Source organism: Poriferisphaera sp. WC338 (assembly GCF_050931845.1).
Taxonomy (GTDB): domain Bacteria; phylum Planctomycetota; class Phycisphaerae; order Phycisphaerales; family Phycisphaeraceae; genus Poriferisphaera.
In genome coordinates, this window is record NZ_CP194516.1 from 99,594 (window position 1) to 121,603 (window position 22,010).

Annotated in this window: 20 protein-coding genes; 13 read left to right on the forward strand and 7 right to left on the reverse strand. The window is 50.6% G+C overall.

The window, feature by feature from the left end:
* Positions 1-32: 32 nt before the first annotated feature.
* A complete protein-coding gene (locus ACQ6WK_RS00410) occupies positions 33-758 on the reverse strand; it encodes an alpha/beta fold hydrolase (protein ID WP_432798762.1) in 726 nt (241 codons plus the stop codon).
* A 93-nt stretch (positions 759-851) separates the two neighbouring features.
* Positions 852-1,781, reverse strand: a complete 930-nt coding sequence (locus ACQ6WK_RS00415) for a DUF4190 domain-containing protein (protein WP_432798763.1) — start codon at positions 1,779-1,781, stop codon at positions 852-854.
* A gap of 449 nt (positions 1,782-2,230) precedes the next feature.
* Here ACQ6WK_RS00415 and ACQ6WK_RS00420 point away from each other — a divergent pair, with 449 nt between their 5' ends.
* The 4 genes from ACQ6WK_RS00420 (at position 2,231) to mtnA (ending at position 6,301) form a co-directional block, all read left to right on the forward strand.
* The gene (locus ACQ6WK_RS00420) at positions 2,231-2,641 is read left to right on the forward strand and encodes an RNA recognition motif domain-containing protein (RefSeq protein ID WP_432798764.1); all 411 of its coding nucleotides are present in this window, start codon (positions 2,231-2,233) and stop codon (positions 2,639-2,641) included.
* 250 nt (positions 2,642-2,891) lie between these two features.
* Positions 2,892-3,875: a helix-turn-helix domain-containing protein gene (locus tag ACQ6WK_RS00425; protein ID WP_432798765.1), complete on the forward strand. Its 984-nt coding sequence runs from the start codon at positions 2,892-2,894 to the stop codon at positions 3,873-3,875.
* A 398-nt stretch (positions 3,876-4,273) separates the two neighbouring features.
* Positions 4,274-5,131: a PEP-CTERM sorting domain-containing protein gene (locus ACQ6WK_RS00430; RefSeq protein ID WP_432798766.1), complete on the forward strand. Its 858-nt coding sequence runs from the start codon at positions 4,274-4,276 to the stop codon at positions 5,129-5,131.
* Between the two features lie 99 nt (positions 5,132-5,230).
* Positions 5,231-6,301, forward strand: a complete 1,071-nt coding sequence (gene mtnA, locus ACQ6WK_RS00435) for an S-methyl-5-thioribose-1-phosphate isomerase (protein ID WP_432798767.1) — start codon at positions 5,231-5,233, stop codon at positions 6,299-6,301.
* Positions 6,302-6,393: 92 nt separating this feature from the next.
* Here the strand turns inward: mtnA and ACQ6WK_RS00440 are convergent, their stop codons facing one another.
* Both ACQ6WK_RS00440 and ACQ6WK_RS00445 read right to left on the reverse strand, forming a co-directional pair.
* On the reverse strand, positions 6,394-7,230 hold the full coding sequence (locus tag ACQ6WK_RS00440) for a superoxide dismutase family protein (RefSeq protein ID WP_432798768.1): 837 nt from the start codon (positions 7,228-7,230) through the stop codon (positions 6,394-6,396).
* Positions 7,231-7,371: 141 nt separating this feature from the next.
* A complete protein-coding gene (locus ACQ6WK_RS00445; protein ID WP_432798769.1) occupies positions 7,372-8,298 on the reverse strand; it encodes a metallophosphoesterase in 927 nt (308 codons plus the stop codon).
* Between the two features lie 258 nt (positions 8,299-8,556).
* Here ACQ6WK_RS00445 and ACQ6WK_RS00450 point away from each other — a divergent pair, with 258 nt between their 5' ends.
* The 4 genes from ACQ6WK_RS00450 (at position 8,557) to ACQ6WK_RS00465 (ending at position 11,688) form a co-directional block, all read left to right on the forward strand.
* On the forward strand, positions 8,557-9,186 hold the full coding sequence (locus ACQ6WK_RS00450) for a PEP-CTERM sorting domain-containing protein (protein WP_432798770.1): 630 nt from the start codon (positions 8,557-8,559) through the stop codon (positions 9,184-9,186).
* A 218-nt stretch (positions 9,187-9,404) separates the two neighbouring features.
* Complete coding sequence (locus ACQ6WK_RS00455) at positions 9,405-10,013, forward strand: PEP-CTERM sorting domain-containing protein (protein WP_432798771.1); 609 nt, start codon at positions 9,405-9,407, stop codon at positions 10,011-10,013.
* A 257-nt stretch (positions 10,014-10,270) separates the two neighbouring features.
* Positions 10,271-10,963: a PEP-CTERM sorting domain-containing protein gene (locus tag ACQ6WK_RS00460; RefSeq protein ID WP_432798772.1), complete on the forward strand. Its 693-nt coding sequence runs from the start codon at positions 10,271-10,273 to the stop codon at positions 10,961-10,963.
* A gap of 68 nt (positions 10,964-11,031) precedes the next feature.
* Positions 11,032-11,688: an HD domain-containing protein gene (locus ACQ6WK_RS00465; protein ID WP_432798773.1), complete on the forward strand. Its 657-nt coding sequence runs from the start codon at positions 11,032-11,034 to the stop codon at positions 11,686-11,688.
* A gap of 77 nt (positions 11,689-11,765) precedes the next feature.
* Here ACQ6WK_RS00465 and ACQ6WK_RS00470 read toward each other — a convergent pair whose 3' ends face one another.
* Positions 11,766-13,412 carry a methyl-accepting chemotaxis protein gene (locus ACQ6WK_RS00470; RefSeq protein ID WP_432798774.1) on the reverse strand — a complete coding sequence of 549 codons (1,647 nt, stop codon included), beginning with the start codon at positions 13,410-13,412 and terminating at the stop codon, positions 11,766-11,768.
* A gap of 211 nt (positions 13,413-13,623) precedes the next feature.
* Between ACQ6WK_RS00470 and ACQ6WK_RS00475 the strand changes: the two genes are divergently transcribed.
* The 3 genes from ACQ6WK_RS00475 (at position 13,624) to ACQ6WK_RS00485 (ending at position 15,934) form a co-directional block, all read left to right on the forward strand.
* The gene (locus ACQ6WK_RS00475) at positions 13,624-14,277 is read left to right on the forward strand and encodes an RNA polymerase sigma factor (RefSeq protein ID WP_432798775.1); all 654 of its coding nucleotides are present in this window, start codon (positions 13,624-13,626) and stop codon (positions 14,275-14,277) included.
* A gap of 173 nt (positions 14,278-14,450) precedes the next feature.
* On the forward strand, positions 14,451-15,077 hold the full coding sequence (locus tag ACQ6WK_RS00480) for a hypothetical protein (protein WP_432798776.1): 627 nt from the start codon (positions 14,451-14,453) through the stop codon (positions 15,075-15,077).
* Between the two features lie 77 nt (positions 15,078-15,154).
* Positions 15,155-15,934 carry a hypothetical protein gene (locus tag ACQ6WK_RS00485; RefSeq protein WP_432798777.1) on the forward strand — a complete coding sequence of 260 codons (780 nt, stop codon included), beginning with the start codon at positions 15,155-15,157 and terminating at the stop codon, positions 15,932-15,934.
* 46 nt (positions 15,935-15,980) lie between these two features.
* Here ACQ6WK_RS00485 and ACQ6WK_RS00490 read toward each other — a convergent pair whose 3' ends face one another.
* Both ACQ6WK_RS00490 and ACQ6WK_RS00495 read right to left on the reverse strand, forming a co-directional pair.
* The gene (locus ACQ6WK_RS00490) at positions 15,981-16,628 is read right to left on the reverse strand and encodes a 7-cyano-7-deazaguanine synthase (protein ID WP_432798778.1); all 648 of its coding nucleotides are present in this window, start codon (positions 16,626-16,628) and stop codon (positions 15,981-15,983) included.
* A gap of 161 nt (positions 16,629-16,789) precedes the next feature.
* Entirely contained in the window at positions 16,790-20,293 is a 3,504-nt protein-coding gene (locus ACQ6WK_RS00495) for an autotransporter domain-containing protein (protein WP_432798779.1), read from the reverse strand.
* A gap of 355 nt (positions 20,294-20,648) precedes the next feature.
* Between ACQ6WK_RS00495 and ACQ6WK_RS00500 the strand changes: the two genes are divergently transcribed.
* Positions 20,649-21,413 (forward strand): type 1 glutamine amidotransferase, encoded by a 765-nt coding sequence (locus ACQ6WK_RS00500; protein ID WP_432798780.1) that lies wholly within the window; start codon positions 20,649-20,651, stop codon positions 21,411-21,413.
* A 206-nt stretch (positions 21,414-21,619) separates the two neighbouring features.
* Positions 21,620-21,994, forward strand: coding sequence for a NifB/NifX family molybdenum-iron cluster-binding protein (locus ACQ6WK_RS00505; protein WP_432798781.1), 375 nt, complete (start codon positions 21,620-21,622; stop codon positions 21,992-21,994).
* Positions 21,995-22,010 lie beyond the last annotated feature (16 nt).

Sequence of the window (22,010 nt, forward strand, 5' to 3'; positions counted from 1 at the left end):
AACTATAAAACCCCAATAGGTTCGGGTTTTTATTAGGTCGATTGAGATTGGGCCGGGGCGTTCATGAATGATTGGATGGCGGCCCATGCTTCTTGGGCATGTGTTTGCAAAAGCAGGTGGTTGGCGGGGATGTCAATTATTTGTACAGAGGGTTTGTGTGCCTTGATCATCTTTGCGTTGTGAGAAGGTACGGCCAGATCCCGTTCTGCCCGCAGGTAAAGCAGTGGCGCATTCATCTGCTTGAGTTTGTCTTTCACATCCACCGAAAACACAGATTGGATACGACCAGTAAGCACACTTGCTTTGACGCCATCAATCGCCATCGCCATGCGTTTGAGCATCCCGTCGGGCCGTCCCATCATCTTTTCGGTAATTTTGATCATGCTATTACCGATATAGAACATCATTCGCCCTGGCAGGTATCGCCAAATTTTTGATCTTGGCGCTTCAATAAATGAGGCGGCCAGCACAACGCCTTTCAGGCTCGGCAGTTTCTGCGCTCCAAGCATGATCGCAATGGGTCCCGAAAACGATTCACCTACGAGGATAAAGTCGCCTTTAATGGTTAGGAGTTGCTGCTTGGCCATGGCAGTTAGTTCTTCATACGAATGTATTACACCTTTCGGGTAGTTAATCTCCAGCGTTGTGTAGCGAGCAGGTTTATGCTGTTTCATCTGGTGAAACAGGCCGGCGGTACCGTGCAGGCCGGGAAGAAGCACGGCGGTAAATGGTTTGGCGCTAATGTGTTTCGGTGACATCGTTAATGGGTATCATAGAGCGTGATATTAAAAAAACCTCAGGTTTGAGGCTTAATGAAGGTGCATGGTCTCGAACCGGAACGCGGATGAAATTTATTTGTGATCGAAGACCCAGAAGGCATCGTCATGGTTGTATGAATCGATGGTAAAGAGGTTGTCATTGTTGTGAGTGGGGCCACTGCCGAACTTTGTGGTTTGCAGTGGGGTGTTCTCAAATTCAACATGCGTATCGTTGTAGCCTACGGTGCCGCGCCACTCGCCGCTGTTGGGGGCTGTGTGAATCGAAGAGATGTTGCTGGTGGGGTTGCTGCCGGTGTTGCGGTCTCCAATGATGGGAGCGAGGCCGTTGATGGTTTCAGACCATTCGTTACGGCGTTCACCGGGCTTGCTCAAGCTGAGCATTGCGTAAGAGAAATGGTTCGTGGTGACTGGCCCGCCCTGCCAGACCGTTTTTGTTTCTGCCGGGCTGATGGCATATTCGCCCGTAAAGTAGTTGCTGTCTAGGAGTAGCTGGAAGCGCTCATCGGGTCGGATGCCGATATCAAGGCCACGTGAATCGAGGCCGGGATAGTAGCCGCGGTTTGATTGGGCAAAAATGACTATGCCTTGATGGATACCCCGGACCTGGGTGTTGTTCTGCATTTGGCGAGCGGTCCGCCTGGCGGCCCCTAGTGCGGGGAGCATGATGCCGATGAGTAGGGGGATAATCATGACGAGACTGACGATGCCTAAGATGATGCCAGTGAGTGCAAAGCCTTCGCCTTTGAGTCGTCCGGACGAGGCGGAGATTTCGTTGCGTGCGATAAACCCGAGGATTAGTGCGATGATGCCGAGGATAATGCCAATCCCCAAGCAGCCGGTTGCCAGACCGATGATGCCTAAAACAAGCGAGGCGGTCGCCATCCCAGAGTTGATAGCAATGGGTGGTTGATAGGGGACATTTGGTTGTGGTGTGTTCTGGTTAGGTTCGGAATGAGGCTGGTGTGTGTGATCGTTTTTTTCAGGTTGGGATTGATTTGACATGATGTCTTTCGTGGTGGCGAAAATGGTTCCCGGTGGCCCAGAATGGCGGCTACATTGTGAGTTAGAACTATTGAAGTTGCAACTGTTTGTAATAGGTTGGTATTTTGGAAGCTCTTACAACAAAACCCCAGTCGGAGCCGTCGACCCCAGCCATGGCTAGGGCAATTCACTGCCAAAACCATCTTAAAAATGCTTGCATTAGGGGTCCGGTATGGGGTATAGGTAATGGGGTAGCGAAGGTTTGGAATTATTTATTTTCTCATCATAAAGCACGCCGCCTGGTTGTAGTACCTCATCTTGTCGTGAATATATGGGCCGTTCTGACGGTATGCATTGTTGTATCTTTTCGCATTTCGCATGTTTGGAGGCATTTATTTGAAAGCCGTGTGTACGACAACCCGATCGTGCCGCGGACAACTTCGCACGGGCAATCACATCGGAACTGAATCATGATGATGAATATTTACGTCGGGAACTTGCCATACAACACGACCGCAGACGATCTTGCCAAGCTATTTGAGGCCTTTGGCGCGGTGAATAAAACGATCGTTATCGTCGATCCACAAACGGGGAAGTCACGTGGTTTTGGCTTCGTTGAAATGCCCGACCCTAAAGAAGGACGCCAAGCTATTGAAGAGTTGGCTGGCAAGGTCTACAACGGGCGACACCTCACCATCAATGAAGCCCGCAAGGTGCGTAAAAAATCTGACTCGTCTGCAAGATCATCAACTCCCGGTAACTCCCCACCTGCTATGACCACGTCTAAGCCGCCAACGCCGGTGATTACTGCGACTGAAGTTCCTAAACCTCGTTCGCATAATCCCACACCACCACCGCCAGTTCCTCCTGCTGGCAGTTAACCAGTAAATTCTGATATTTACGTTTTGCGACTGATGCACGTTAGTTGACTGTTGGACGAAATTCATTTTTTACATGCAAGTTGCGCGCAGGTTTGCGCGTTTTCATGCTATGATGCGATTTGCAGGTAGCGGCCGGCGGTAGAGATGATCTTATCGTCGCGCAGTTTTCATTATTTTCCTTTCTATCTGCCATTCCTCCAGTGGGTAATGCGCGTTCATACGCCAAGGTTATGCCCACGGAGAATTGGCCATGCAAGACACCCGGATTACAGTACCGTCTGAACGGAACCCTGATGAACTTTTGGTGATAGGTTCGCCTGAAGAAGTTTTTCAGATCTATCCAATTGTCGAGATCGGTTCTTTCCCGCCGCACCGTCATACGTTTTATGAGATCACATACTTTGCGCGTGGCGGTGGAATCTTACGCACGCCGACCCAAGAGATTCCGATTGAGCCGCCGCAGGTTCATGTTTGCGCTATGGGCGATGCGTGGCATGAGATCATTTGCAATGATCAAGGTTGTTGGGCGACGTCGATCGCGGTCTATCCTCGACTTCTTTTGCATGATGGGCAGTTAGACAAGATCGACGTGCCAGAACATCACGATCCTGTGATACAGGATTCATTCTCGTGTTTGCAGCAACTCGCCGACTTGGCCACTCCAATCACTACATTGAAACTGCCTGCGGCGCGGCGAATCGAGCGGCTCATCATGATCATGTGTGAAGAGTATCGTTTACGTTTGCCGGGGTATCTGGTGCGTTTGCGTGCTTCGATCGAAGAACTTCTTATCATCGTTATCCGCGAACAACTCGGTGTGCATGTGCATCCGTCTATTGTTGAAGTGAAAACTGATGTCGCAGAGAATTCCAGCCAACTCGGCAAAGAGATACAGCTTGATCGTGATAAGCGGGTTGCGTCTGCCATCCACCTCATGAAAACTAATTTGCATGATGTGTTGCCCAACCAAACGATCGCTGAGGCGGTGCACCTCACAGAAAAACACTTTGTGCGATTGTTCTCAAACGAGGTTGGCATCTCACCACAGCGTTATCACTTGCGACTGCGTCTTGAAGCTGCTGCGGTGTATCTGGTAAACACCGAAATGTCGATCAATGAAATTTCCAAGACCTTTGGCTACAAGCACCCTTCGCATTTTCACCGCCGATTCCGGGAATACTATGGTACAACGCCCTCGCTGTACCGGTACTTCAATCGTCAGCAAACCACATGAAGCTGCTTTTTTTGTTTTATGATTCATCGAATTCCCATTGATGCCTATAAGACCGTAAAATCACGTCAAATACAGTTTTTTCTCTTGCGATTTACCATATTTCTATCTCAACATTGCAACACAAGATGCTTAAGGTTTCATCCATTGTTATGCATCTTCCACGCACCCTTCTGTTTGTTGGCGCAACTGAAAGATACATACAGCGCACCGTCAATTACATTTCATTGAATCTTGCGCCTTCACTCTCCCATTTGTAAAACTTCGAGGTACTGTGAATCAGGCATCAACATGATCATCTCTGATCTGCAAGTTTGAATTTTTTTATCTGTTATCCATCACGGTCGTGATGTAAGCAGGAGTTGGTAGAAAGTCTTAATCATTTAAGAGAGGACATATTTATGATCACAAAACTAACAACAACAGCACTGGTAGCGATGGGAACTGCATTGTTTGCAGGTTACACCGCGCAGGCAGCCGTTGATTTCCAAGATTCCCTGGATTACGCCAGCGGTACTAAGCTTGAAGATGCAAGTGCCGATTGGTCTTTCGCTGGAAATAATGGCCTTAAGTCAAACGGTAGTGGTGTCGGCAACGCTGTTTGGTACGGCAACTCTGTTTATACTGCTGCGCCAACGGCAGGTTTGGTTGACGGTACCATCTCCACGACTTTTACTATGTCCAATATTGAAAACGATGGACACATCTCTGTTTTTGCTCGCCAGCAAGCCAGCGGCGAAGCTGTTGTGGGTCGTGTTCGTTTCGAGCCAAACGCAGATCCATTCTATACCGGCTCCGATACAACCGGCTATCAAATCAGCCTCGATTTCTCCTACAGTAACGCCACTTATGGTAACTCGCTGAACAATGCGAAGTTCTGGGTAGACTACTTCCCCAACGCAAACGCAAATTACACAAATACTGAGATTGAATTTGAACTTATCCTCGAGCTGTCTGGCGCTGATGCAACCTTGACTCTCAACAATCCAAAGTCACACGACTACGGTGCGACTTGGACGACCGCCAGCCACAGCATTACCACAACGATTGACAACGCCAACCTGCTGAGCGGCGGTACCGCTGGCCTTGCATTTGCACAGAAACACGATCCATATGCAGGTATCAATGACGGTGCGGATACACTCGCATACCTGACACCAAACTTTACTAACTTTTCTGCAGTCGAAACTGTGCCAGAACCCGCATCATTCGCGCTGCTTGGCCTTGGTGGTTTGGCATTGCTGCGTCGTCGCAAATAAACACGATTCCAATTATTGATTTTCTCCTTTAAGGGCCGCATCTTTGCGGTCCTTTTTTGTATCTTTTCCGCGAGGAGAGATGAGTGCTATCATGTTCGTATGGAATTACTCACGAATATTGCATGGGTTGGTGATGCTGAGACAGGCCACCTCCGCCTTCTTGATCAGACGGTGTTGCCAACAAAAGAAAAGTATCTTGACTGCAAGACGGTTCAGCAGGTTTGGGATGCAATTAAACGCCTTGTTGTACGCGGCGCGCCAGCTATCGGTATCGCGGCTGCGTATGGGATGGTCGTCGGTGCCCAGGAACCTCCTGCCGGTTCACCTCTTGCGGCGATGGCCGCTGAAGACCGTTTTCAAAAATCAGCGGATTATTTAGCGACGTCTCGTCCTACCGCAGTCAATCTTTTTTGGGCTATTGATCGCATGCGTTCGTTGTCAGATCATTTACCTGCAGCATTACTTGCTGAAGCGCAAAGGATTCACGAAGAAGATAAACAGATGTGCGTTGCTATCGGCAGCCACGCGCTTGAGTATTTCAAGCAGACTGTTCCGGCCTTTACAAATGATTCAATATCGCCAGCTGGTGTATTGACGCACTGCAATGCTGGTGCGCTGGCTACGGGAGGGATTGGTACCGCTACCGCGCCCATGTATACCGCTCAACAACAGCAGATCCCACTTCGTATTTTTGCTGATGAAACCCGTCCGTTATTGCAGGGGTCTCGCCTTACAGCATTTGAACTTGACGCGGCAGGTCTTGATGTGACGCTCATTTGTGACGACATGGCTGCCCATGTCATGCAGCAAAACAAGATTGATCTCATCATCGTTGGCGCGGATCGTATTGCTGCCAATGGCGATGCCGCCAACAAGATCGGCACATACAATCTTGCTGTTCTTGCCAACTACCACAAGATCCCTTTCTTTGTAGCGGCGCCATCATCGACGTTTGACTTGGCGATCCCTGATGGATCGCATATCCCCATCGAGGAACGTGCAGCCTCCGAAATTACCAAGGGATTTGGCAATCAAACCGCGCCGGATGATATTAAAACATACTCTCCCGCTTTTGATGTTACGCCACATGAATTGATTACAGCTTTGATCACTGAGCGTGGGGTTATCACACCGCCTAATACGCAAACTGTTGCGACGCATCTTGCCTGAATAGGTTGTTGAAATCAGATTGATTCATATATAAAAAAGCGACCTTGCAAAAGCAGAGTCGCTTTATCAATACGATCAGTTAGATGATTCGTTTATTTATCTTTGTTGTCGTCCATCTTTTCGGCTGGCATCATTTCCATCGCGGGTACTTCGGTCGGTGTCATCGACATGCCCGCCATACTCTTTGGATTGGCCACACCGATCACGCCTTGGGCAATACGTCCACCGGCATCACCTACAGGCTGTGTGCCTTTGTCATTTGATGCGTGGATGATCACACCGCGTCCAATTACTGGATTGTATGGCTTGCCAATCGTGATGATGTCCATCAGCAAAACCTTGTGTGCGGTGCCTTTCTCATCAGCATAAAGATTGCCCATGTCGCCGGCGTGCCGGTCCATGTTGCCCGGTAAACCGTGGGGATGATCTTGTGGGTTGTAATGATCGCCGGTGGCGAGGCCTTTAGGGTTACTGATGTCGCCGTATTCATGGATGTGGATTGCGTGTACGGATTTTGGTTCAAGCCCTTCAATATGGACTTCAACCATCACACCCTTCGGGACTTCCTTGAACCGTACCATTCCCTTGGTGGTGCTGCCTTCGGTGGGCTGCATCACAGCGATTGCTTCGGTCAAGCTGCCAAGGATATCCTTGCCCTCAGCCATCCCCTTCATGCCTTTCCAATGCTCCGGGGTTTTGCCCGGCTCCATCATTTGTCCCTCGGCATTCATCTTCATGCCGTCGTGCATGTCTTTTTCATGCATCTTCTCGCCATGTTCTTTATGGCCATGCTCGTCCATTTGTGCCTTTACATCAGCAACGACCTTTGCTTCGGCTGCAGGTTTGTCGGCAGCTTCTACAACCACAAAGGCAAGCATGCTCATTAGCACCACCGCACCCATCAACACAAACATTCTCTTTGGCCCCATGATCTGTTCCTTTCAACATGATCGTGTGTTCAGTTCTACTATCGCAGACAAAACCAACATCAGCCGCAGCCTATTCCTGCTTGACCGATAACCGTTTTGTCTATTCATCTTATTGCCAACGCCACCGACCACAATCAGGATTCAATCTAACAAAACGCCTCCCAACCGCACCACCGCCCCTACCAGTGCTTCCTGATCGTAGGTCTTGTCTAGCTCAATCGGCAGGAGGACCCCATGATCATGATTACTGGCCAATATAAGCATATTGTCCCCCTCTTCCTCGTAGCCCATTTCCGCTTTCTGATGCCCCATGACAAATTGCTTGACCCCCCACATCTTGCCGAGCTTCAATCCTTGCTCTGCGGAGTGCCGTCGTCCCCAGACCATCAGATGTGCACTACCTTTGGAAGCAAGGTCTTCATCGCTGCACCGTCGTGTTAGTACCCGCGCATCAAACGCATCCATCTTTCTCGGACTCGGTAGTGAATGACAACACATCACACCGTTAGGCAATAGCACCGCTAGTGGCAAGCTCGCCACATACTTGTTTACTGCCTGGCGTACGACTTCAGAGTCATTACCAAACAGATAATCCAAACCTTCGTCAAACTGCTTGATCTGGTTGCCGCTCGCTTTGAGGATACCCTCACCGTTTCGCTGGGCTAACTCATGGTTAGATTGAAGCATGAGCACTTGTTCGGGGTACATCAGCTTGAGTGCGGCGGTTCGCACGAGCATGCGCACCGACAGGTCGACATCGTTGGTGATGTTCTCGCCATGGATGACTTCGTGCAAGATAAGATAATCGTCTCGACGTTTAGCAGGGTTGGCGTACTTTAGGATGCGCATCAGGTTTTGGCCATGATCATGCAGGTCGCCGGTCATAACCACGCGGCCGATGTTGTTGCTGCCACGCATTTTTTGTTTGAGTACGACAACGCTGCCTTTAAGTCGAGGATGCGAGAGGTGTGCTTTGGCTGCGTTTAACAACACATCCGCCACCGCCTGTGCATCACGAAAATCAATCTCACTGCCAGGCAGCGCCGCTGGGTTTGATGGTTCACTCATAGTGGTATTATCGCGGCCTTTTCCAGTTTGCCCAAGTGCACTTAAACGCCATGCGGGATGATTTTTATTGTTTGGATAGGGTAATCCCTGTTGTTGTGAGGCCCCAAATTCAATAACGTGTGAATTAAATGATTAAATGTAGATTAATAATATAGTCTTGGTTTTATCCACCTTTGTGAAGAGTGACTCTGCATCAATGCTGTATTGAACTGACTTCGTGGTCCAATCATTACGTCACATATTTTAGAGGGATTTCTTATGAAAGATGCTACGCGCTGCGTCTACGTATTCTTGGTTTTTGCTTTTATTTCAATATCTGCCAAGGCGGATCTTATTACTTTCGACACATTTCCCGATATCGAATACCAATCTGGCAGTACACTCTTTTCCAATGGTAATGTTCTTAGCGTTTTCGCTGCATACACCACTCCCGATACCTTCCAGGCCGCCACCGGCTATGTACATGACCCCGACCCAATCTTTAGCACAGGGAAATTTCTTGAGCCTAACAATAACTTTCGGCTTAAAGCGTCTTCAAATGATATGCCGGCTTTTGGTCAAGTAACATTTCGCTATCACGCATTCGACGCTAAAACGATCGTCAATCTTAGTGTTAATGAATTTGCCTCTGATCTTCTAATTTCCAACGACTTCGCTGCCTTTGATGGCATGACGAGTAACGGGGCCAGCATTTCTGTAACGCCAGCAAACGCAATAAACAATTACTCAACTGTTACGGTCACAGGCTATTTCACCAAACTTTATTTCGGGGGTAGACGTATTTACATCGATCATATTACTTTTGACCGTGCAGTTCCCGAGCCTGCATCTTTCTCTCTTATTGCTCTGGGTTCTTTGGCTATGCTTAAACGTCGTTGGGCTTCCTAAATTACCTATGTTTTTATTATCACCATCTTCCCCAAATTATTGAAATTTCGAAACGTTGTGTATTTGGTTGGGAAATCTCCATATTTGCTTTCTTCTCGCTTGAGCGCTCGTGGGTAAGCAAGTAGCCTGTTAAAACTTGCGCTGCTATCTTAGCAGACCGTCAAGTTATGATTGCTGTGTTGAACCCTGTAAATAAGACCTCGTTTTGGAGAAGAAAGATGAAAACCGCCTGTCTCGCCGCTCTTGCTGCGTTGATACTTTTGTCCCTCACCGTAACCACGGACGCCGCACCTGTTGCGATTGGAGATCCTTACGCTGATGCCGTTGTTTCCTACACCGAAGGTTCAAACGTCGGCGACAACGTCGATGACCCTGCACTCGCCATCGGCGGACCGGATGGCACTGTCACGCCAGCCGCAGGCTATGTCTCCCTCGGTAATGGTGGTTCTATTATCCTTGAATTCACGGACAACGCACTCATCGATGGCGCAGGTGACGACATCCGTATCTTCGAAGTCGGTAATCCCGATACATATGAGTTAAGCATCAGTGTCGATGGCTCAAATGGGTCATGGATTTTCATCGGCTCCGCATCGGTCACCGCGTCGTTCGACATTGGCGCCGCAACTGGTGTATCACCCACCGCACAATACCGTTTCGTCAAACTTGATGATGGTAATGCCATTCTTACGCCCGCACCTGTTGCAGGACTCGATCTCGATGCGGTCGAAGCGCTCAACTCTGTTGATATCGTTCCTGAACCCGCGTCGGTTGCATTGCTTTCGCTTGGCTCGCTTGCGCTGATCAAGCGCCGTCGTATGTGTTAAATATAGTTGCGCGGTACGTCTCTCTAGCATGCCGCATTTACCCAGTTTGCCATGGGTTTCTGTTAGCGTGCATCGAGTGCGTAGGGGATTGGCGAGAAAACGAAAAAACGACGATTAAATTCCTTTAGTTGTTGAAATATTATTGCATCCATGAGTGTGTGTGAGTACTTTTCATGTGGAGGTTAGGAATGTTCTGGCCTGTATATAACAGTGTCTACCAAGACGCTGCCTTTCTCAGGAAGGCGAGGGAAACAAAGATGAAGATGAAAGCTCTGGCGTGTACTGCCATGTCGGTAATGTTATTTGTTCTGCCAAACATGAGTTCGGCTGATATTGTCCAACGCATCTGGTGGAACCCGAGTATCCCGCAGCCTGGCACCACCGATCCATTTCAAGGGCAGTCAACCGATACGCTTCTTGCTGAAGCTGGTGACCTTACCTATTCAGGGTACACACGTGTTGGCCCTCCCGGTTTTTCAATGGTGTTTGGTGGTGTGCCCACCGCCTTCAGCGAAACGCACTATATAGAGTTTTCTATCAAGCCCGCTGCCGGCATTCAGCTTGATGTCAACGACTTGCTTCTGCAGGCGGCAAATCACAATGGGCATGGTGTTTCAACGAATCACATGGTGCTTCGTACCGAACTCGACAACTTTACCAATAACATTGCCGCGCAAGCCGGCCCTTCAACCCTCAACGGCAACACTGGTAAGCCAAGACTGTTTGATCTCTCATCTCTGCCGGCATTGACTGAAGAAACAAGTTTTCGCCTTTACGCTTTTGGCTACACTGGCAACTTCAGTATTGTTGGTTCGGCAGTCACGAATGGTTATGCTCTTTGGTTCGACAACGTTGATGCATCGCCTCTCGTCCCCGAACCCGCGTCGCTTTCGTTACTTGCACTTGGTGGCCTCGCCATGCTCAAGCGTCGTCGCAAGCCACGGGTTTAACCCACAGCAAGAAATCACACACGCAAAGCTGTCGCCACCCGCGGCAGCTTTGTTTTATAATCATGCCCATGACCACTATACAGCAAAATATCATCTCGCAAATTGATCTTCTCGTTGCCGAACATCATGCTGCCGACACCACTGGCCACGACTACTTTCACATTCAGCGTGTTTTCAAACTCGCTACGTACCTGCAATCCCTCGAAGGCGGATCACTTTTTTTGGTCCAAGCTGCTGCGCTCTTACACGACTATGCTGATTTCAAACTCACGGACAACCCGGATCAATCACTTTTGACACTGCGAGAGAAACTTACTGAACTTTCGCTTGATCAAGAGACTATCGACACACTGTTCCACATCATCGCGCAGGTATCCTTCAAAGGCGCCAAGGTCGACACTACCCCTGATTCGCTTGAAGCACAGATCGTTCAAGATGCTGATCGTATCGATGCGCTCGGCGCGATTGGCATTGCCCGCACATTTGCCTACGGCGGTGCACACGATTCACCCATCCATCTTCCAGATGAGATTCCCACCCACCACGCTTCTTTCGAACAGTACAAATCCTCCCGTTCTTCTTCCATCAATCATTTCCACGAGAAACTGCTTTTGCTCAAGGACCGTATCAACACGCCGTCTGCGAGGCGCATTGCACAGCAGCGACACGACTACCTTCAAGGCTTCCTTGATCAGTTCCAAGCCGAATGGGATAGCCGTTTCTAGTTTGTATTTCAATAACGCTACGAAAAAAGCAGAGATAATCTATCTCTGCTTGGTGGATTCAAATGATGTGCGACATGTTAGGCTACTTTTTCAACGCGACTTTCAGCATGCAAGCCAAAACGCTGAATAGTTTCTTTGAGTTCATCTGCTTTATCTGCAAGTTGTGTGACACGGTCTGCGGTACGGCTTGCGCCGTCGACGGTTTCTTTTGAAGCCATTGTGATCACTTCAACACTCTTACTGACTTCTTGGCTGGAGGCGCTCTGTTGCTCAGCCGCCGCGGCGATGGACTGAATCATCATCGCTACTTCCTGCGTGCTTTGTACGATCATCTCGAAATTGCCGCTGGCTTCGCTCGCTTTTTTTGCTTCGGTTTGGACGCGCTCTGTGCCTTCACTCATCTGTGCTACTGCGTTGGCCGTGTCTTGCTGAATTTGTTCGATCGATTGTGCGATTTCATCGGTGGCCCCGGTTGTGCGGTCGGCTAGTTTACGGACTTCATCAGCTACAACCGCAAACCCCCGCCCGTGTTCTCCAGCACGTGCAGCTTCAATTGCGGCATTAAGAGCCAATAAATTCGTTTGATCTGCAATCTCATTGATTACTTTGATGATCTCGCCGATCTGCTCGCTTCGTTTGCCAAGTTGCTCGACATTTTCTGCACTTTGTCCGACGACCTTACGGATTGACTGCATACCTTGAATGGTCTGTGTTACAGCAGCAGCACCTTGCTCGGCATGGGTTCCGGAACGGGAAGCATTTTCTGATGCATCAGCAGACTTTTGTGCAACCTCAACGACTGCCCGGGTCATTTCATCCATGGTGGTATTGATCTGATTGATCTGTTGCCCTTGGCGGCCCATACCATCAATCATCTCCGCGCTGGATTGGGAAATTTCTGCCGCAGTGTTTGCCACTTCACACGCTGCGCCGTTGACAGCAATCACAACCTGTTCGATCTTGCTAACCAGTACGTTGAAATCACGACCAAGAATGCCCAGCTCATCCTTGCGGCCTTCATCCACACGTTGGCTTAGATCACCGCTGCCGGTGGCAATGTCTCTGATTTTTTCAACCAATTTGCTCACGGGGCGGACGATACCTGAGACGACCATCCAATACGCAATCGCAGCCAACATGATCGCGCTGCATGCGGCAATTAGCAGAATCCATGTGAGCATGGCTTGCTTCGCTTCAGAGGCGGATTGAAAGGCGCCGGTTGCTTTGTTCATAACCTTCAACAGCGAAACGTTCTGCTCAGACAAAAGGGCGACCGCTTTGTGTCCAGCTTGGCTGCTTGGGTCGATGTTTGAATGAATCAATGGATTGAGGTTTTTATGAATCGGTTGCCACAATGATTGACCTTCAGTCAGGGCTGTAATGGCCGCGGCATCTTGGGCGGCTGGTACCGCGCAGGATTGCATCTTACCGTTGAGAGTTTCGCCACCATTAAGAAGTGCATTCAATGTTTGATCGAACAGATTGACGGTTTGCGCGAATTGTTCTCTGCGTGACGCAATAAGCTTGTCGTCTTGTCCGGATGTGACGAGCAACAGTGCTTCTTTGGTCATTCTTTGGCTGAGCATACGTTGCCTGCCAGCGAGGTTAATTTGTAACCCATCCGATTTTTGACTGTTCAAGATATACCATGTTGCAGAGATGGTAGTGAGTTGCAGGAGCACAAGTCCGATAATGGTTCCGCTTAGTTTTAGGCGTATAGACATGAAGATGTTCCTCCTCCGCTGTGAAATGTGTTGCGATCCCACAATATATCGGTACCTTTTTTTCTCGGATTAACCTACCGAAGGCAGCAATCACGAATATTCTGCATGACAAAATTGCCTATTTCGGCTAAAAACATGTCATAACGCCCATGATCCAGTCAATCGGATGCAATACCCTTCTGTGGGCGACGTTATGCTTCAGGAAAGCAATATGGGCACAAGCGCACCGCAACCGCAATCACCTGATGTCGCGCTGGACCAAATGCTCCAGCAGGCTGCTGCGGGAGATGGTTCTGCTTGGTCATCGCTTGTCCGCCGGTACACGCCGCGGGTCATGGGGCTGTTATTCAAGTCCTGTACAGACCGCGAGTTAGCCGAAGAGCTGACGCAGGATACCTTTGTTACCGTGGCACAGAAACTACTCGAGGGCAAGGGATACGACGAACGCGGCCGATTTGAGTCTTGGTTATTTCGAATTGCGATGAATCGACTGCGAGACGAGATGCGCCGCCGTAAGCGGCAGGCAAAGCCCACGGATATGTCTCCGGGAGCGGCGGCTAGAGAAGAGACGGGGCACGTTGGTTGGGCCGGCGATGAAAATTCAATACTCATGGGCGGCCCGTCGCAATCGCCTCGTCCCGAAGAGGTTATCAGCCGCAATGAGCAGATTGCACAGCTCCAAGTGGCCGTGTCGAAATTGAATGAAGCCGATCGTGAGGTGATTTATCTTCGGCATACTGCGGGGCTCAGTTTTGCTCAGATTGCCGAATCCCTTGGGCAGCCGCTTGGCACAGTGTTGGCACGTTCTCACCGTGCACTCAAGAAGTTGCGTGAGATAATGGAGACCAAGGAGCCTGAGCCATGAAAGATCAGGCAGATGCAGTGAGGGTCATAAGGTGATCTGACCTGAAACGAGATGAAATAGTACGGTCTAACCATGTGTTAGATAAAGTGAAGATGATAAAGTTTTCATTAAGATGGATCGTTCAATCGCGCATGGATGCCGTAGCAAGATTACCCCGAAAGGGGGAACAAACGATGACTGATAAACATAAATCAGAACAACACGAATACGATGATCTTGATGACACATTATCGTCTGCATCCATGAACATCGAAGATGCTGCGGCGATGAAAGAAGCGGAACAGCAAGATCCGGAGCTTCAGCACATACTCGATGAGGCGATGCATGATGATGAAGATATGGGCTATCTTGCGGACATGATCATCACACGCACGTTGCCGGGTTTTGAAGCGAAACGCCCACGTCCATTCTATCGGATCAACCCTGGAACGATTCGGCGTGTGGCTGCTTTTGCGGCAGTGATTGGCTTCAGTGCGCTTGCGTTTGTGGTGTACCAAAGCACGGACTGGCAAGGCATTCGTGTGCCTCCACCGGGGGTAGCGCAGGGGCCAACGATCGAGCAGATTGATGAACGTCTGGCCTCCATCCCCGCGCTGTCCAGTGAAACGTCATTCGATGTGGCTGATGTCGATGACTATAGCTTCGATCAGCGGATGGGCAGTGAGCTTGAGCTGCTCGCACTCCAGATGGATATGGTGGATATTCAGGCGGGCTTGCCGACTGAGGAAGAAGCGATGGACATGGCGGTGACGGAGTATGAAATCCAACAACTCGTACTGCAAAATCAGATGTACTTTTAAGTCAGACGTTGTGCGTTTCTGCTGTACAATGATGATTGAGCGGGGTGGTGGAAACCATGTGTAGATTGGCAAGCAAGATGAGAAAACAACTGAAAAACCTGTGTCTTTCTCTGATGATTAGCACGATTGGGCTAGCGGGTAGTTTGTCTGCTCAGCCGATGGATGGCGGTCCACATGGTCCGGAAGATCGGTCAGGACAGCCGCGCGAGCGCCGAGATGCCAAGCCCAGCGGAGATCGCCGGTCGTCACGTGATCATCTCATGCGGCCGGAGCTTAAAGATCGGGAGGTACGTGAGGCGATTGTGATTCTCGGCGCATTTGATCCAGATCTTGCGAAAGAACTTGCTAAGAAGTTTGAGGAACAGCCGCGCGAAGTGGCGCAGATGCTACACAGGCGTTTTCCTCGCTTGGGCGTTTTTCTTCGTCTTAAAAAGTTTGATCCGGAATCATTTGAACTTCGGATTGAAGATATCCGGTTGATCTCGGAAGCCCGCAGGCTTGCGGCGGAATATCGAGAAGCTATGGCAGTGAATGATCAAGTGCTTGCTGAGCAGTTGAATGATGAATTGGGTCTTGTTTTGGAGTTGCATTTTGATGTACGGACAAAGCTGCATCAATTGCAGATTGATCGGATGCAGGCTCGGCTTAACACGTTGCGGTCAGAATTGACTCGCCGTATCGCAGAAAAGAATGTACTGATTCAATCTCAACTTGAATCGGTTGCGGAGAGTGGTTTAGAGGTAGAGCGTGAGCCGATGTGGATGTTGGAACGCAGGGCACCGCGAGAGAAGGAAGAGGGGCCATCGCCGTCGGGTGCGCCGATACCACCTGATGCGCGACCAAAGCCGGGTGAATAAGCCGGGCGATACTTACATGTCTATGGGGTGATGTTGATTGTCGAGTTTAGATTTGTGTGGTGACAGCATCAGGATTGAATGCTGGGTCGATTAGTCCCGCGCTTTGAAAGGCTTGTTTGCGTCTTAAACAAGCAGGGCATGCACGGCAAGGCTTGGGGTTTTGCGTCAAACACGACCAGCCAAATTGCCAAGGCACATCAAGCTGCGCCCCCAGTTCGATGATCTGCTTGTCGGTCAGCTCAATCAATGGTGTTTCGATGCGCGGCATCGGTACACCTTCCAAATCTGCAAGATGATCAAGCAGTAACATCTGTTCGGTAGCCCGGGCGATGGTTTTCATGTCTTGATTAAACGAGCATGGCCAAATGATCCGTTCGGACTGAAGAAAACGCGCCTGCTGCAGTGCCGCAAGAAGATACTGTGGCGCGGTTAGGGATCCCATGGGGCTACCATCAGGTTGTTTGCCGTGTCCATGCCCGAAGAGATGGGGCAGGTCGATCTCAATCACGCGCGGGGTGCTGAAGTGGTCGGCTTGCGATTGAAGATGAGCTGAGCGCACGATGTTATTTTCGCGTCCATCAATGATGTGCAGGAGTGAGCCGCGGGTTTTGATGGCATCTTGCAGGGTGACCGCGGTGGCGACCAATGATCGTAGACCGCCGGAGTTGAGGATGAGCACTTGTGAGTAGGCCATGGGAACTTTATCGGTCTATGTGGTGGGTGGGCTTGAGCAGTAGCAGGTTCCACATGACTGTCGTTGCAATAAGATCATCATGCCAGGGGTATAAAAAAGGCAGGCTCGTCGGGGAGCCTGCCGTGGTACAGATTTACAGATTGATACTTGTCGAAATTAGCTTAGAAGTTCCAACGCATGCCGAAGGAAGCAGCGTGTGCTTCGCCGGTGTTGGAGATGTCGCCGTCGTACTTGAAGAACATGGAAGTACGTTCATCAATCAAAGCTGACAAACCAGCGGAGATGAGCAGTGAGTTCTCGTTGAACATGCCTGGCGTGAAGGAGAACGGATTGATTTCGCCGACGAAGCGTGCCTCGATATCATCTGGATCGAGCCATTCGTGGCCCCAACCGATGTTGACTTCCGGCATGTAACGGACGGTGTTGTGGTCGAAGACCTTGGAGAACTTCATACCGATCATCGAACGCAGCGATGAAGTGCTGTAGGATTCGACGGTAGTTGCGGATGCGCCGCCGGTTTCGGTGAATTCTTCCTGGCTGTAGTAAGAGTACTGGAGCCATGCGTTGGGGGTGATGGTGATGCCGCCGAACTCGTAGTCGTAGCCAGCACCGGTGTACATCGAAACGTCCCATGCGTTGTAGTCTGCTTCGTTGGTTTCGCTGACGGTGCCGATGATGACGTTGCGTTCGGTGTTGTTATCGTTGTAGCCAAAGAGCAGTGAGGCATCAACGTACCAGCCATCTTCGGAGTAGTACGAACCGTATGGTCCGACGCGGAAGCTGTTGATCTTGGCGTTGCCGCGGTTGTCGCTGTAGTCGACATCGCTGAATGCGTAGCCAGCCATGATGCCGCCGATACAGTTCTTGGTGAAGTTACGGTCGATGCCGAGGACGATGCCGCCGGTCTCACCTTGGAAGCCAAGGATGTCAGCTTCGGTGTCCTGCTTGGTGTACTGGGCAAAGATTTTGCCCCAAGCGGACCAATCGGGTTTCACTTTTTCAAGTGGGCGAGCGTTGGTGGAGAGCATCAGCAGATCTGGGTTGTCTGCCATGGCTGCGAACTGAAGCTCATCCGCACCGCGTTGCACGAAGGTGGTGCCGCCGCGGACGCCGCTGAGTCGGCCAGCGACTTGGTTGAAGTTAGTGCGGTTTTGTGAGACGGACTGCGAAGCGCCTTGGCTATGTGATTCGACCGAGAGCTTGCGGACGTTCTTGTTGTAGTCTGCGGTGTTCATCGCAAGCAACTGACCGAGCAGAGCGGTTTGGTCTGTGGTGGGGCTGCTGCCTTGCATGTCTTCGAGTGCGGAGGAGACTGAGTTGTTGTTCGAGCCGGTGGAGACGTCGGTGAAACTGGCGATGACGGTTGCGGTGATGTCATATTGTTCCAGTGTGCTGTGTTTTGCACCCGCAAAGGTGTAAAAGGCACTGGAGGTGGTGACATTTGCGCCATTGTCGATGAAGGTGCCAGCGGTGAAGAGAGTGAATGTGTCACCATCGGCGATGAGGCCGGCATTGATGGGCACGACATCGATCGATGAGTTATTGGCCAGGGTGATTGTGCCTGTAGCATCAACGTTGTCATTGGTACCGTCGAGCGTATTGATTTCAGCTTCGAACGTACCGCCAGCTGCGAGTGTATAGTCGCCAGTGACATTGAGTGTGCCGACGCTATTGCCGACGTTGTGTGTGCCGCCAGTGATGACGACGTTGCCGTTGATAGCGCCATCGCCCATGAGCGTCCCGCCGAGTAGTTCGACGGCGCTGTTCACCGTGCCGTTGAGTGTAACGGTCCCGGTACCTGCGGCATTGACTTTCAGGTCAGTCGCTGTGATGGTGTTGGTGAATTCCAAACCCGCTGAACCGAAAGACTGCAAGCCAAGTTCACCGGTTGCATTCATGGTGCCATTAAATGTTGCATTGGTGGCAGTATCGACACGGATAGTTTTACCTGTTGTATCGGTGGTAACATTGCCTTCGATCGTCAGTGTGTTACCGCCAATAATGTCGAAGTTGCCTGCATTTTCAAGAGCAACAGTTGTGCCTGCGGCTAAGGTGCGATCTGCGTCCAATGTAACAGTGACATTTTCACGTGCGGTGAGTGTTGCGGTGGAAGCGATGGCGGTATCGGACAGGAGGCCGAGCGTTGCGTTGGCGCCAATGGTGACGTCGCCGCCAATGCCTGCGTTCATGATGTCCAAGCTGCCCGCGGTTTCAACATCACCTGTGTACTGAGTGGCACTATTTAGGACCAGTTTGCCTGTGCCTGTGGTGGTGAGCTTTCCGGTGGTATTGGAGAACGCACCGGTAAAGGTCGTAGCTTGTGCACCTGCCATATCAATGGTGATGTTTGCGTCGTTAAAATCGACATCACCGCTGAGCGTCATGGCGCGGTCGGACTGGATGGTGGTATCGGCAGAGATGTTGAGATCGTTGGTGATCTCGGTGTCGTCGGTGCCGCCAGCAGAAGCAAGGCCGGTGTTGGCGTCGAGGCCGATGGTGCCGACACGATTGGCGTTGGAAGTGAAAAGTGCTTGACCGCTACCACCTGTCGAAATGGTCTTTCCCGTCGTGTCGGTGTCGAAAATGGCTTTGCCATCGTTGATCGTGGTGCTGTTATGCCCGATTGTGCCGCCAAAACGGATGGTGCCAGTGCCTTCCTTAATTAGATCGCCGCCGGCGGTGGTGCCTGCCGCGATCAGTTGGCCGGTGCTGTTAACATCAATCGTGCTGCCGTTGGTGGCACCGATAGTGAGTGTGCCGTTGGTCGTAAGATTGCCGGTGCCGTCGAAGGTCAATGTGCTCGCAACGGAATCATCAATCTCGATATCATTGGCGATGGTTTGGTTGCCATTGGAGGCAAGCGATGTGCCATCCTCCGCGACTAATTTGCCAGTACCGAGGGCATTGGTGCTGCCAATGGTGAGTTGGCCAGCTTCAAGGATGGTGTCGCCGGTGTGGGTATTGTTGCCTGCGAGCACGAGTGTGTTGGCGCCCTGCTTGGTGAGTGTGCCAGCACCGGAGATGGTGCCGCTGTAGGTTGTGGAAGCGGTGGTTGGGCTGACGTTTAAGTTGTTGCCGGTGCCGATGGCGATGTCGCCGCCGCTGCCGGTCAGGTCGGCGATGGTGAGATCTGCAGCATCGATCCCAAGTGAGCCGCCAGTCATTTCAACGTCGCCCAGGTTTTCGCCGGTGTTGGTGACGCTGACGGAACCGCCATTCACGCGGATGAGGCCACCGTTGCTGATGGTGCCGCTGATGACCATGTCACCTGTGCCGCTGTTGGTGTTAATATCAAACGTGTTGGCGCTGCTGAGTGTGAGGTCGGTGGTGGTGAGTGTGATGCCTGAATTGATGTCCATTTCGACAACATCATTTGGATCGCCAGCCGCGTTGAGTGTTAGGCCGGTGATGCTCAAGTTGCTGTCGACAATGTTCTGATGGTTGCTGGTGGATGTCGCAAGGAATGGGAGAACCACATCGTCAACGGTATCGACCGGTGCGTTGGTGTCCCAGTTGGCGTTGGTGCTCCAGTTCTTGTCGGTACCGCCGGAGCCGGTCCAAGTGACGGTTGCTGCGGAGGCATGGTTCACAAGGGCGAACGCACTAAGCAGTGCTGCCGTTGTGTAGGTGATGGTGCGGGTGGTTGTTTTCGTTGATGTGGGCATGGCTGATCAGCTCCCGGGGGGACCAAAGAAAGTAAGTAAAAATCACGAAGGGTAAACCTAAGTATCGGTATCTATGTGTACATAAGATCAGCCTTGCTGTGAGCTTTATGCGAAAATGTCCTATAAGTGAAGATGTTTTTATCCGCCGTGCAGGACAATCTTTATGAACGTCCGAAGATGCGTGTTGTGAACGATGATCGCGCGTGAATCAGTGATTGTTTGTATATGAATTCGAAGAGGAGTAAGGTGCGATCAGACCATGTTTCGTACTTTTGCTATCATGATTTATGAACTAGCAAGGTGCTCGTATTTTGCAGCATCTGGACCTGTGTCTATCGCTCAAAAGGACATCATCATGGCAATTCTGGTTTTGCAGCACCATCCAGCCGAGACGCCGGCGCGGATCGGGCACTACCTCGGTGACTATTCAAATAAGCTCCACATCGTGCGGTTGTATGCAGATGATCAGTTGCCACCAGATCTTGATGGCGTTGACGGTTTGGTCATCATGGGCGGCCCGCAAAATATGGATCAGCTTGAACAATACCCCTATCTCGAGTGTGAGATGGCGCTCATCAAGAAAATGCACGAGCGCAACCTGCCGATCCTCGGCGTCTGCCTCGGTGCGCAGCTCATCGCTGTCGCGCTTGGGGGCAAAGTCGAAAAAATGGATGCGCCTGAGATTGGCTTTGGTCCGGTTGAGCTTACGCCACAAGGTCGCATGGATACCATCATGGCTGGGATGCCCTGGACCATGCAGCAGTTCCATACCCATGGCTATCAGATCACTGAACTTCCGCCTAAGTCCGTTTGTTACGCGGGTTCAGCAGCCTGTAAACACCAAGCATTTAGCGTCGGTCTCCGCACCGTCGGCATTCAATACCACTTCGAATGGTCTAAGAAAGAACTTGAAGCCATCCTCGAGCAGTTCGCAAGCTGGATCAGCCAATCGGGTGTCGATATGAACGATGTTCGCGCTGGCATCGAAGAGCACTATGAAGACTATCGTCGCCGAGGCGATCGCTTCACCGAACGGTTGGCAGATATCCTCTTCCCCGTCGATAAGCGTCTGACCCACACCAAAGGCCCAGTTGAAAACTTCAATGCCTCAAACTATTAGCCTGTAAATAGTTCTAGAATTTTAAGTTGCCTCGCGACATGCGAGGCTTTTTTATTAGTAAGACTTTTTAAGCTGAAATGACATGCTGTGCCAAAATCAGAATGCGCTGGTGTCATCAGGAAAAATTCAATCACCTTTATGCCGCAACTTATTTGAAAAGCATCTGCAAACATCGCACAATAGGGAAAGTCTTGAGGAGTAGCACTATGCGTATTGCAGTACCGGTCATGCGGCAGAAATTCTCACGTCATTTCGGAAAATCAGATCAGTTCATTATTTACCACATCAATGAAGTAACACAAACCATTTGTGGCAGGGATGAAATCACACGGGATGTTGAAGCTTGTCACGCGCTGGCTGCATGGGTCGATGAGCTTAATATCGATGTCATGCTTGTGGGTGGTATTGGTATGCCCGCGAAAAATGCTGTTGAGCAGCGTGGTGTCCGTGTGGTGCAAGGGATTGATGTTGATGATGTTGAAGAAGTGGTGAACACCTATCTAGCGGATCCTGATGCAGCCAAGTCACACAGTTGTTGGGGGCACACACATTGCCGCACTAATGAATGCGGACATGATTGACTTTTCTCGTAACTTG